Annotated in this window: 8 protein-coding genes; all 8 read left to right on the top strand. The window is 33.6% G+C overall.

What is annotated here, in order from left to right; genetic code table 11:
- Positions 1–4: 4 nt before the first annotated feature.
- Positions 5–877 (top strand): protein adenylyltransferase Fic, encoded by an 873-nt coding sequence (gene fic / locus NLF99_RS07515; protein ID WP_254527490.1) that lies wholly within the window; start codon positions 5–7, stop codon positions 875–877.
- Positions 878–883: 6 nt separating this feature from the next.
- Complete coding sequence (locus NLF99_RS07520) at positions 884–4,036, top strand: type I restriction endonuclease subunit R (RefSeq protein ID WP_254527492.1); 3,153 nt, start codon at positions 884–886, stop codon at positions 4,034–4,036.
- 30 nt (positions 4,037–4,066) lie between these two features.
- Entirely contained in the window at positions 4,067–5,389 is a 1,323-nt protein-coding gene (locus tag NLF99_RS07525) for an ABC-three component system protein (protein WP_254527494.1), read from the top strand.
- Entirely contained in the window at positions 5,373–6,080 is a 708-nt protein-coding gene (locus NLF99_RS07530; protein WP_254527497.1) for an ABC-three component system middle component 1, read from the top strand. The genes NLF99_RS07525 and NLF99_RS07530 overlap by 17 nt, the downstream gene beginning before the upstream one ends.
- On the top strand, positions 6,067–8,436 hold the full coding sequence (locus NLF99_RS07535; RefSeq protein ID WP_254527499.1) for a hypothetical protein: 2,370 nt from the start codon (positions 6,067–6,069) through the stop codon (positions 8,434–8,436). Before NLF99_RS07530 ends, NLF99_RS07535 begins: the two co-directional genes overlap by 14 nt.
- A gap of 579 nt (positions 8,437–9,015) precedes the next feature.
- Entirely contained in the window at positions 9,016–11,358 is a 2,343-nt protein-coding gene (locus tag NLF99_RS07540; protein WP_254527501.1) for a class I SAM-dependent DNA methyltransferase, read from the top strand.
- 3 nt (positions 11,359–11,361) lie between these two features.
- A complete protein-coding gene (gene rhuM / locus NLF99_RS07545; protein ID WP_254527503.1) occupies positions 11,362–12,366 on the top strand; it encodes a RhuM family protein in 1,005 nt (334 codons plus the stop codon).
- Complete coding sequence (locus tag NLF99_RS07550) at positions 12,366–13,661, top strand: restriction endonuclease subunit S (protein ID WP_254527506.1); 1,296 nt, start codon at positions 12,366–12,368, stop codon at positions 13,659–13,661. The genes rhuM and NLF99_RS07550 overlap by 1 nt, the downstream gene beginning before the upstream one ends.
- The last annotated feature ends 23 nt before the right edge of the window (positions 13,662–13,684 follow it).

Here is a 13,684-nt window from a genome sequence, read left to right on the forward strand (position 1 = left end):
GACTATGGATAAAGTTTCGATACGTTTTTTCGATGATCGTGAGGTACGTGCCATTTGGGATGATGAGCAGAGCAAATGGTGGTTTTCGGTATTGGATATTGTTTCCGTGCTGACGGATCAAGATGATTATACCAAAACACGAAATTATTGGAAATACTTAAAAGCGAAGCTGAAGAAAGAGAATAATCAGTTGGTTAGTGCCACTACCCAACTGAAATTGTTAGCATCAGATGGGAAACGATATAAGTCAGATGTGTTAAATTATGAAGGGATTATAGCTTTAGGTAAGACTTTCCCTGGTACTAAAGCCAATCGTTTTATCGAGTGGTTTACTTATAGTGATAAAACCATTGACGGCAAAAGTAAGACGAAAGCCTATGCGCTATTCGAAAGTTCGTTTATTGATAGCATAGAAGTCGGTACAATCAAAGGCCTGCAACAAATTCATGCGTATTTGTTTGGTGGCTTATATGATTTTGCTGGTCAGATTCGTACGAAGAATATTGCTAAAGGCGGTTTTCAGTTTGCTATGGCGCAATTTTTACCCAATACGTTGAAAGACATTGAGGCTATGCCAGATAGTACTTTTGACGAGATTGTAGACAAATATGTAGAAATGAACATTGCACATCCATTCATGGAAGGGAATGGTCGAAGTACACGTATTTGGTTGGATCTAATGCTCAAACGCGCCGAAAAGAAATGTGTGGATTGGAGTAAGATCGCTAAGAATGATTATCATCAAGCGATGATTAAAAGTGTTATGGATAGCCAAGTCTTAAAATCCACCTTAAATGGTGCATTGACTGAGGATATCAATAGCCGAGAAATGTTTATGAAAGGAATTGACTATTCGTATTACTACGAAGAAAATTAATAAAGAATGCCAGTAACCAATTATAACCTCATATCAGAAAATTCGGAATCTACGGTAGTGGCCGAATATACAACCGAATACAAAAGAGAAGTGCATTATCAATCTGAAGCAGAGCTTGAAAAGGCTTTTATAGCCCTATTAGAGAAACAAGCGTATGAATTCGTTACGATTCATTCGAATGCTGAATTGGTTAATAATTTACGTCTACAGCTAGAGAAATTAAACGATTACCAATTCACCGAAAAGGAATGGAAATCGTTTTTTGAAAGTAAACTTTCGAATCCCAATGCGAATATTGAGGATAAAACTCGATTAATACAAGAGGATTATATTCAAGCATTGCAATGTGAAGATGGGTCACTGCGCAATATCTATTTGATCGACAAAAAGAATATCCACAATAACCATCTTCAGGTTATTAATCAATATGAGACTGCTGAAGGAAAACGTGCGAATCGCTATGATGTGACAGTTTTGGTGAACGGTTTGCCGATTGTACATATTGAGTTGAAGAAGCGTGGCGTATCTTTGCAAGAAGCTTTTAACCAAATAGATCGCTATGAGCGTGAATCTTTCTGGGCTGATAGTGGTTTATTTCAGTATGTACAATTGTTTGTTATCTCTAATGGAACATTGACTAAGTATTACAGCAATACCACTCGCTATACGCACCTTAAAGAGAAGGAAAAACAAGGGACTAAAAAATCAAAAACAAGCAATAGCTACGAGTTTACTTCATGGTGGGCAGACGGCAGTAATCGCCCGATATTGGATTTGATGGATTTTGGTAAGACTTTTTTTGCCAAACATTCTATCCTAAATATTATAACCAAATACTGTGTCTTTACATCTGATAAATTGCTATTGGTGATGCGTCCTTATCAGATTGTAGCAACAGAGCGCATTTTGCAGAAAATCAATATATCCTATAATTATAAAAAATATGGGACTATTGATGCAGGTGGGTTTGTATGGCATACGACAGGTTCAGGTAAAACCTTAACTTCATTTAAGACGGCGCAACTAGCTAGCAGATTAAATTTTATAGAAAAAGTAATTTTCGTTGTCGATCGTAAGGATTTGGATTATCAAACCATGAAGGAGTATGACAAATTCGAAAAAGGTGCAGCAAATAGCAATACCAATACGGCAGTATTGAAAAAGCAATTGGATGATCTGAATGCGAAAATCATTATTACGACCATACAGAAATTGTCTATTCTGATTAAAAAGCAAAAGAATCATGCGATATACAGCAAACCAGTAGTTTTTATCTTTGATGAATGTCATCGTTCGCAGTTTGGTGATATGCATGAATCCATCATGAAGACTTTTAAGAAGTACTTTTTGTTCGGTTTTACAGGAACACCAATTTTTGCCAAAAATGCAAATAGTGGAGGTAAAGCACATCTAAAAACGACTATTCAAGCCTTTGGTTGTTATCCGCATGGTGATCCCAATAATTGCCCTGAGGAGAAACATCAATCCGCTATACATACCTATACAATTGTCGATGCTATTGCAGACAAAAATGTATTGCCTTTCCGAGTAGATTATATTCGTACGATAAAAGAGAAAGACAATATTGCAGATCGTAAAGTACGTGATATTAATAGGGAGGAGGTGCTATTATCGCCTAAATATATCGCTAATAATGTCGGTTATATACTAGAACATTTCGATCAAAAGACAATGCGTAATTCGAAGCCTTATTACATGACAGCTTTAGCTAATGTGCATGAGGTAGCATCTGCAAAGGATCGTAATCGAATAGAGGAAATTAAAGAAAAAATTCGTCGTAGCGGGTTCAATTCTATTTTCGCAGTGTCTTCTATTGATGCCGCAAAATTTTATTATGAAGAGTTCAAACGTCAGCAGAAGGAAGTTCCAGAGTTAAGAAAACTTAAGATAGCGACGATATTTAGTTTTGGTCAGAACGATGCCGAAGAAGATGGTGTAGAAGACGAAAATTCAGAATCAACAGAAGGATTAAGTACTTCTCATCGTGACTTCTTGGATCATGCCATTATCGATTATAATTTAGAATTTAAAACCAACTACGATACCTCTCCAGATAAGTTTCAGAACTATTATAAGGACGTTTCTTTACGCATGAAAAATCGAGAGATCGACTTATTAATCGTAGTAAATATGTTCTTAACAGGTTTTGATGCGACAACCTTAAATACACTTTGGGTAGATAAAAACTTGCGTATGCATGGTTTATTGCAAGCATATTCGCGCACTAATCGTATTCTAAACTCGATTAAGACCTTTGGTAATATCATTTGCTTTAGAAATTTGGAGGATGCTACAAATGAAGCTTTAGCATTATTTGGAAATAAAGAAGCTGGGGGTATCGTCTTACTCAAAACTTTCGATGAATACTATAATGGTTACAACGACGGCAAAAAGGATTTAAGAGGTTACAAAGACATGGTAGAAGAGCTTTTAGAGCGTTTCCCTATTGGTGTGCCAATCATAAGTGAAGAGGCTCAAAAAGAGTTTATACGCTTGTATGGAGCTATTCTAAAGCTCGTAAATATCTTACGTTCTTTTGATGAGTTTGCAGGTAATGAAATTCTATCGGATCGAGATTTTCAAGATTATCATGGCATGTATATAGAATTGTACAATCAATTTAGAGGACAAGGTACTGGTGATCGTGAAAATGTAGTTGATGATATCGAATTTGAAATGGAATTGATTAAGCAGGTTGAAATCAATATTGATTACATCCTAATGCTTATCAAAAAATACCATGAAGGTCATTTGAAAGACAAAGAGATTGTCGTAAATATCCAAAAGGCTATTGATTCAAGTGTAGACCTAAGAAATAAACGAGACCTTATCGTAAAATTTGTGGATTCACTAACTGCTTCATCGAATGTAGATGAGGACTGGCAAAAATATGTTGCTGAACAGAAGGAAGCAGAACTCAACCAAATCATTGCTGAAGAGCGTTTGAAAGAAGAAGAAACCAAAACTTTCGTTGATCACTCTTTCAAGAATGGCGAAATCCAATCTGCAGGTACTTCATTTGCTAAAATCTTACCACCTGTTTCAAGGTTTTCACCAACTGGTGATTTAGCCAAGAAAAAAGAAACGGTATTGGAGAAGCTGAAAGTCTACTTTGATAGGTATTTTAATATAAGTTAGAGCTAATTAATAATATTAACATTTTAAATAATGAGTAATAGAAATGCGACCGCAAGCTGGAGTGGATACTCGCATCAAGGTCTGGTTGGAATACTGGTGGCGATTAAGGAAATACGTCGATTAATTAGTGAATATAAACAAGGTGAATTTGGAATTCATTTTTTGGAATATGAAAACAACGAAGATGTAGCGATTTCAAGAGAAGAGATTGGTACAATAAAGGAATTATTGTCTGTACACCAAGTTAAAGCATATTACTCAAAAGGACATTTAATAAATACATATAAATCTGTCTTTACAGGAGCTCCAATTTATCAACGAGAACCAGATGGAACGCTTTCAAAGGACGGTGATGGAAAGAAAATTGAAACAGGGAATTATAATCCTGGTCAATGGTGCAACGGATCAAATTATTTACATGTAGTTGAGAACATAACAAATTGGCCAACGGATAATGATTTTTCTTCTGTCGGAGGAAACCCTAATTCTATCAAAAGATTTGAATATGAAATAGGCGTTTTTCATTGCGGTACGAATCAAATAGACCAATATATTATAGGTCATTTGAAAAGTGCTGATTTTCACGCGGATAATGAAGGGCTAGCTTCAATGGCTCTTAAAAGATTATGTTTTGAACTGGACTCGAAAATTAGGTCTGAACATGCGACAAAAGACTCTAAAAGCGAATATGAAATTAAGTTCAGTTTTGAAGAAATTATGGAAATAATAAACAGTAATGTAGATGTTTCAACGAATGATATTTATATCTGTAGAAAATTATTTTATGATTCATATGATGAAGTAAAAAAGAAATCATCCCTTGACGAAATTGAATTATCAGAGGTTGATAAACTCATTGATCAAATTTATCATGGTTTTTCAGATGAAGATTTTTTACTTTTTATTCGTCGATTAAGCTTGAATAGAAACCCAAAATATCAGTATAATACTCACATGGTGTTCAATCCGGATGGCTTAAAACAGGTGTTTTTTAAGTTGTTATTAAATTTACCTAACATTTACCCTGAAATTATGAAAGAGGAATTTACTCTTCAATACTCTTCATTGAGATATGTATTAACTACCATCATTGAGGAAAAGGAGGATGCAAAAGAGGTAGTACAAAACATTCTTAATAATCTAGATTCTCATAAATTACTTTGGGAAAAAACATCATTAATCAATAAAGAGATCAACGGTACATTTCATGACTTGAATCCTGATTTTTTTGATATTCGAAAAATTGAAGATAAAACAATTGATTTCAAGGGATTTATGCAATATAATGGTTCTACTACATTCGTTTGTAGAGACACCGCTAAAACCAACTTAACCAATGGAAGCAATAATTAAAACTATTCTTTATAATAATAATTTCATTTTTAATGAAGAAATTAATGGATTTCAGGAGGAGAGTAAATCCTATTACTTCGTTAAAAAAATAGATTCTGATCAATTAGAACAAGTAAGGAATAAAACAATATTAAATGAGAGTGAATGGTATCGTGAGTTTCTAACTCATTTCAATCAATCGTGTTCTAAAGAGAATTACCCCGCTTTGGAAAAAAACAGCTCTCTTATTGTTCTCGTTAATTCAGCTAATATAGCAGAAATTGAGCGATTACAAACACAGATATTATTAATTGAAGAGGATCAGTTTTATGTTAAAAAGTATGTGATTGTATATACTTCAGATGCTTTAGAAAAAATTTCAAATTATACATCGAATGAGGAGTTACAAGGTGCAGTAAATAACAAAATAGCTTTTCAAAACATTCTATCGAATGGTCTTAGTAAAGAACAAGAAGATTATTTGTTGCTATTACAAATATTCATCAAATTACCATTCTTGACATTGAAATTTAATGAAGATGAATTTATCACTTTAGAAGAAAAACTGAAGAAAAAATTAGGTGATGATTATTCTATATTTCAAGAACTATTGAAATCTGATGAACAAATTCAGAATCTAGATTTTTCATCTATTGAAAACGAATCTGAAATTAATAACCTACTTACCTTATTGACAAATGATCCGAATTAAAAAACTTTTGATATATAATTTCAAAGGAGTCAAAAACAAAATAATTGTTGACTTTCAGAAAACCAGAAATCAAAATCAGATTCTTTCCGGACCTAATGGTTTTGGAAAAACTACAATTTTTGAAGCGTTAGAGCTGTGTATCACTGGTAAATTTGATAGGATACAAACGTTTAAAGATGTTCAGTTTAAAACTAGAGGTAGAAATAAACCATTCTTTCAAAATACTGATGGGAAAAATGTTGTAATTAAGTTACTGATTGAAAAAGATTATCAAGAAATTGTCATAACAAAGTTATATGATGACGTAAATTCACCAAAACGAGCGACTATTGCTAAAGATTTTATTCCTGAAGACTCTCATTTTTTCTTTTCAACTTATCTTTCAGAAGGAGGTCATAACTTCATATCTTTAGATATAGATCAAAATCAATTGGTAGATCAAAATAAAATCAATGATTTATTTCTTGGTAATGATGCTAAAGTTGGTCTCGATTCAATTTATTATCTGTTTAATTATATTCAACAGGAAGATAGTATACGATTTCTCAAATTAAAAGAGGATGTAAAAGGTTCGTCACTTGCTTTTTTATTCAACATTGAAAAAGAGGAAAGAGAACAATCACAACTACAGTTAGTTGTGGGGAATTTCAGAAATCAAAAAATTGCTCTTGATAGAGAAATTACTATTCTCGAATCATCGCAAACGGAGGAGCAGAATTTAGAGTATCAAAAGTTATTTGAACAAAAAGAATTCAATTTTGATAAATCGGAGCCTTTTGAAAATTTGGCAGAAGCAAACGGACTGATTTCCCAACACATTGAAGAACTTGATAAATTAATTATTTTCAAAGCAAATTTCAATCCAGAGGAATATAAAAAATCATTAGTTTTTGATGAAATCAATAATCAAATTTTGGCTAATCAAACATTATTAAATTCTATACTTATTTCAAATTTATATGATCAAATTTTAATCGAACAATTAAATTCAAAAAACTCGAAAATCACACAATACGTTAAACTTTTAGAATTAAAAGAAGATCAATCAATTTCCCCAGAAACAATACAGGAATTCTTTGATGACGAGCAAAAAATAAAGTATGAAGTGTTAGAAACAAAAATTACGGCTATTGATAAAGATTTAGGAGAAATAGGTTTAATAATTTCTAATTTAGTTTCTGCAAATGAAACGGTATGGACTCATTATCAGAATGCATTAGAAAAAGATCAGTTATTTGACAATCATTGTCCTCTTTGTAATTCAGATTTCAACAATACTCAAGAACTTACTGAATCATACGAGAAACAAATAGAGAATCTTAAAAAATTCAATCAAGACAAAATTGATGAAAAAGAAAAATTGCTTGAGGAATTAAAACAATTTCACACAGTTATTAAAACTAAGATTAATGATTATTTAAAAGAGAATAGAACAACAGAAGCTTCAATTATTACACTATTACGGAATTATCCAAATTTACAGACTAAAATAGATAATATTAAAGAACGTTTCTTAAAAATAGATTTTGGTTTTTCATTAGAAATTTTCTTAACCACGTTACCCAATAGTGTATCTAGTTTAGATACTAAAAGAGATGAACTGAAAAATTATTTTGAAAATGTTTTGTTGAACCAGTACAAATATGAAGATCAAAAAATTCAAAACAAAGAATTATACTCGACCTATTTCGATAACGAAGAGGAGCAATTGAATCTGGTTTCTGTTGATTTGCTTAAACAAAAAAAGAAATATCTTCATTTCAAACTAGGCTTACTATCGAACGAAAGACTCTTATTTTTAAAGGAAAGAGTAGATAAACTTACAACACTACTCGATCGTTTACAATCAATAAACGATACTGTTTTCCAAACTTTAAAAAATCATAAAGCAGAAATGATTGAAAAAATCAAAATTCCATTCTTTGTATATTCAGGTAAGATTTTACAAAATTACCAGCAAGGTTTCGGAATTTTCATAGACATTTCGCAAACTGATCAACGAAATAATGTTGTTCTTAAAACAGGGAAAGATTCAGATCACGATATTGTATTTCATTTGAGTGCTGGACAGATGGCTGTTGTTTCTTTAGCATTTTGTTTGTCTCTAAATAAAGTATACAATACGAATGAGAACTTTAAATTATTAGCAATTGACGATCCAATTCAAACAATGGATAATCTAAATGTACACTCTTTTATTGAGCTTCTCAGAAATGAATTTTCAGATTACCAAATAGTCCTTTCAACACATGATGATTTTATCTCACGCTATATGAGCTACAAATTTGAAAAGTTTAATATAAAAACATCGATTCAAAATGTACAGGATCTAGTGTTGGAGGGTACAATAAATTAGTTGCAACTATTCATTTTACCGACTACAAACTAACCCTTGTAGTCGGTGAAATAAAAATATTGAAATCGGTTAAAAATAAAATAAACACCTAATTAGCAGGTAGATAAGCATTGGTCACTTCATTTTGTAGCCATGTAGTCACGTAGTCGGTAAATTTTCAACTCTATATAACTCCGTACATGTGTCTCTCAAAAAAAGAATTTGGTGAAATAACAAGCGAAATTACTTCAGATGTTGAAAACTTATTTTTCTCTAAAATAACTGTTCTTTTGCTACACCTTGATAACCTCTAACATACTGAAATTTAAACACTTGTTAGTTATTGTATCGGGAAGTAAGTCTGTTAAATAATATCAAATTAATTTGATTTAACTCCATTATAAAATTTAGTAAAATCCTATATCTCCTTACATACTAATTATTACAAAATAATTTTAATCTAAATCAATTTAGAATTAATAGACCTTATTGTTTTATAAAATTTCATATCAAGAAATTCTTACGGATTCCCATAATGAAATGGAATAGAAAAATGTTAATTTGCCATAATACATCAACTTATTTTTATTTTACTAAAGAATGAATCATATTGCACATAATAAATTAGTTAGCTTTATTTGGTCAATTGCAGACGATTGTTTGCGTGATGTTTATGTCCGAGGAAAGTATCGAGATATTATCCTCCCTTTTGTGGTTTTACGTCGTATTGATTCCTTATTAGAAACTACTAAAGCAGCAGTTTTGGAAGAATTACGTTACCAGCAAGAAAATATTAGCACTATAGATTTAGATGCAAGTAGTCTGCAAGAAGCATCAGGCTATGTTTTTTACAACACCTCATCATGGACGATGGAAAAGCTCAAAGGTACGGCCACTAATTCTCAACAAAAATTGGTCGCAAATTTTGAGGAATATCTTAATGGATTCTCTGCTAATGTAAAAGAGATTATTGAGAAATTTAAGCTTAAGTCCCAAATTCGACATATGGCAACAAAAGATGTCTTGCTTGATGTATTGGAAAAATTTACCTCCCCTTATATCAACCTTACACCTTTAGAGAAGAACGACCCTGAAGGGAGACCATTGCCTGCACTCTCAAACCTTGGAATGGGTTATGTATTTGAGGAATTGATCCGTAAATTCAATGAAGAGAATAATGAGGAGGCAGGAGAACACTTTACACCAAGGGAGGTAATCCAACTAATGACCACTTTGGTATTCGAACCAATAAAGGACCAACTACCAAATATTATTACCATTTATGACCCTGCGTGTGGGTCTGGAGGAATGCTTACCGAAAGTGAAAACTACCTCATAGATGAAGAGAGCAAAATAGGCTATACAGGTGATGTTTACCTGTATGGCAAAGAAATTAATGATGAAACCTATGCGATTTGTAAGTCGGATATGATGATCAAAGGTAAAAATCCTGAGAATATTCGTGTTGGCTCTACACTATCGACCAATGAGTTTTCTAACATGAAGTTTGATTTTATGCTGTCGAATCCACCCTACGGAAAATCTTGGGCTTCGGAACAGAAATATATAAAAGATGGAAAAGATGTTATTGATAATCGTTTTCAAATCAAACTCAAAGACTACTGGGGCAATTGGGAAACGGTAGACGCTACGCCACGCTCTTCAGATGGTCAATTATTGTTCCTGATGGAGATGGTGGATAAAATGAAAGCACCTACATCTAATCGTGTAGGTTCGCGTATTGCTTCCGTTCACAATGGGTCTTCACTATTTACAGGAGATGCTGGCTCGGGAGAGAGCAACATTCGACGTTATATCATCGAGAATGATCTGCTGGATGCTATTGTTCAGCTTCCCAATAACTTATTTTACAACACAGGCATTACAACCTATATCTGGTTGCTTAACAATAATAAAAGCAAAGAGCGAATAGGCAAAGTACAATTGTTGGATGCCAATAACTTATTTCAGAAGCTACGAAAGAATTTAGGCAATAAGAACTCAGAGTTTTCGCCAGAACAAATTTCACAAATAGCACAAGCTTATTTGGAGAATTGGGACACGAATCCAAAAGATTCAGCTTTAAAAATCAAGCAATTCCAAAATATGGACTTTGGATATTACAAAGTAAATATCGAGAGACCTAAACGGCTAAAGGGTCAATTTACCAAGGAGGCTTTGGACGTGCTACGTTTCGATAAAGGATTACAAGTACCTATGCAAGCCTTGTATGAGGCCTATGGTGACTTGGTATATGCAGGCTTAGATACGCATGCCGAGGAGATCAGCAAACGTGCAGAAAAGGAAGAATGGGGATTGAATAAAAAGCAAATTAGCAAATTAATTGATAAGTCAACATGGCTAAAGCCAAAGGCATTATACGATGCTGCACTTCAACTTTGGCAATATGTAGGTGATGCTGTCTTTATGGATTTCAACGCTTTTAGTAGTGTGATCGATGAGCAAGTGAAATTGCAAAAGATGGGCTTAGGGGCGACTGAAAAGAAAACTATATTGAATGCGATATCAATCTATGACGCTGAGGCGGAGAAAGTCATCAAAAAGATTGAAAAATTACAAGGTGATAAATTGCATCAGCTGTTGAATCATTTAGGCTGTGGTGAAGAGGATTTGCCTTACTTTGGCTATTATGCGACAAGCAAGTCCGGAGAGTATATTATATACGAGACGGAATCTGATTTACGTGACAGCGAACAAATTCCGTTGAGCGAAACGATATTAACCTATTTCAAACGTGAAGTAGTACCACATGTTGAGGAAGCGTGGATTAACTTAGATTCTGTGAAGATTGGTTACGAAATCTCCTTCAATAAATATTTCTATCAACATACGCCTTTGCGTGCGTTGCAAGACATTACCAAAGATCTATTGGCTTTGGAAGAACAAAGCGATGGTTTATTAGCAGATATTCTAAAGTTTTAAGCGATGGAACAAGCTACTAATATTTTAATATATCAAACGGAAGATGGGGTTACGAAAATAGAAACCCGTCTAGAAAATGAAACGGTTTGGCTCACGCAAGCGCAGATGGCTGAATTGTTTCAGAAAGCAAAGTCAACGATTAGCGAACATATCAAAAATATATTTGAGGAAGGTGAATTGGTGGAAGATTCAGTTGTTCGGAATTTCCGAACAACTGCTACAGATGGGAAAAATTATGACACCAAATTTTACAACCTCGACGTAATCATATCGGTAGGTTACCGTGTGAAAAGCTTGCAAGGAACCAAATTTCGTCAGTGGGCGACACAGCGTTTGCGTGAGTACATCGTGAAAGGTTTTACGATGAACGACGAATTGCTCAAGCAAGCAGGTGGTGGTAATTACTTTGATGAATTATTGGCCCGTATACGTGATATACGTTCTTCGGAAAAAGTGTTTTGGCGCAAGGTTTTAGATATTTATGCTACCAGTATTGATTACGACCCGAAAGCAGAAAGTTCACAACTGTTTTTTAAGACAGTACAAAACAAGATGCATTTTGCAGCGCATGGACAAACGGCTGCTGAAGTGATTTTTCATCGTATTTCGACAGATAAACCAAATTTGGGATTAACGCATTTTAAAGGAGCTAAACCAACGAAAGAAGAGGTTACAACGGCTAAAAATTATTTGACCGAGGAGGAGTTGAATATCTTGAACCGCGTAGTAACAGCTTATCTCGAATTGGCCGAGTTGCAAGCCTTGAATCGTAAACCCATGTACATGAAAGACTGGATTGCGCGTTTGGATGATTTTATTCGCATGACAGGAAATGAAGTGTTGGACAATGCGGGTACAGTGAGTCATCAGCAGATGTTGAAGAAGGCAGAACAAGCTTATGCTGCCTACAAGGCGCAAACACAAGATGAACTCTCTCGTGCTGAACAAGATTTCGTGAAATTTATTGACCAAACCGCTAAACAGCTGGAGCAAAAGAAAAAGAACTAATGCAAACATACGATTCATACAAAAACTCGGGTATAGACTGGCTGGGAGAAATTCCAAGTCATTGGGAGCTTATTAAGAGTAAATTCATAAATAAAATATTTTACGGAGATAGTTTAAACGATTCCCAGAAGAAGAAATATGAAAGTTCTGATGTTACAGAATTAGCTTATATATCTTCAAAGGATATTGATGTAAACTATTCTACAATCAATTATGATAATGGTCTAAGAATTTCTGATTTTCAAAATTTTAAAGTCGCACCACAAAAATCTTCTTTAATATGTATTGAAGGAGGGAGTGCTGGACGAAAGATTGCCTTTACTAAACAATCCGTATGTTTTGTAAATAAATTAGCTTGCGTAAATACAAATAATGATAATAATTCAAAGTTTATATATTACTCGCTAAAAGGTAGAGTATTTCAACATCAATTTAAAAACTCTTTAAGCGGTTTAATTGGTGGTGTTGCAATTTCTGCTATAAATAATTTCATTTATACCCTCCCCCCAATCTCTGAGCAGGAAGCCATTGCAGCTTTTTTGGATGAGAAATGTGGGAAGATTGATGAACTCGTTTCGGTAAAAGAACAGCAAATAGCCTTATTAAAAGAACGCCGCCAAGTAGTCATCCACGAAGCCATAACCAAAGGCATTCAACCGAATGTTGAATTAAAAGATTCTGGTATCGATTGGATTGGTGAAATACCGAGCCATTGGGAGGTGAAGAGGTTGAAGAATATATTGAAAGAAAGAAATGAAAGATCTAAGTTTGGTAATGAACCGCTTTTAATGATGAGTCAAACACATGGATTAGTACCGAGAAAAGACTTTCATGAGAAGGAGCAAGTTGCAAAAACCAATGAAGGAAATAAAATTGTTATGCCAAATGATTTGGTTTTTAATAAACTCAAACCGCATTTAGGAGTATTTTTCAAGAATTCGAATGGTATAATTGGTATCGTTAGCCCTGATTATGCGGTGTACTATTCTAAAATTATTTATGATATAAAATATTTGGAATATTTGTTTAGAACACCAGACTATATTAAACAATTTATTATTAAATCAAGTGGAATAGTTGAAGGTTTGGTTAGACTCTACACTACTGAACTATTTAGTTTACATGTGGCTTTACCTCCATACTTTGAACAAAAGATAATACTTGAGTTTATTGAAGAGCAAACGGAAAAAATAGACCAAGCCATTGCCTTGAAAACCGAACAAATCGAAAAACTCAAAGCCTACAAGCAAAGCCTCATCAACGAGGTGGTTACTGGTAAGGTGAAAGTAGCGTAAGGCTAAGATTCTTTATTAACCAA

This window comes from Sphingobacterium sp. LZ11T8 (genome assembly GCF_024261425.1).
GTDB lineage: Bacteria > Bacteroidota > Bacteroidia > Sphingobacteriales > Sphingobacteriaceae > Sphingobacterium.

Coding starts and splice junctions, on each gene's coding strand:
- NLF99_RS07520 (WP_254527492.1), top strand. CDS start 884: ATGCCAGTAACCAATTATAACCTCATATCAGAAAATTCGGAATCTACG.
- NLF99_RS07535 (WP_254527499.1), top strand. CDS start 6,067: ATGATCCGAATTAAAAAACTTTTGATATATAATTTCAAAGGAGTCAAA.
- NLF99_RS07540 (WP_254527501.1), top strand. CDS start 9,016: ATGAATCATATTGCACATAATAAATTAGTTAGCTTTATTTGGTCAATT.
- fic (WP_254527490.1), top strand. CDS start 5: ATGGATAAAGTTTCGATACGTTTTTTCGATGATCGTGAGGTACGTGCC.
- NLF99_RS07530 (WP_254527497.1), top strand. CDS start 5,373: ATGGAAGCAATAATTAAAACTATTCTTTATAATAATAATTTCATTTTT.
- NLF99_RS07525 (WP_254527494.1), top strand. CDS start 4,067: ATGAGTAATAGAAATGCGACCGCAAGCTGGAGTGGATACTCGCATCAA.
- rhuM (WP_254527503.1), top strand. CDS start 11,362: ATGGAACAAGCTACTAATATTTTAATATATCAAACGGAAGATGGGGTT.
- NLF99_RS07550 (WP_254527506.1), top strand. CDS start 12,366: ATGCAAACATACGATTCATACAAAAACTCGGGTATAGACTGGCTGGGA.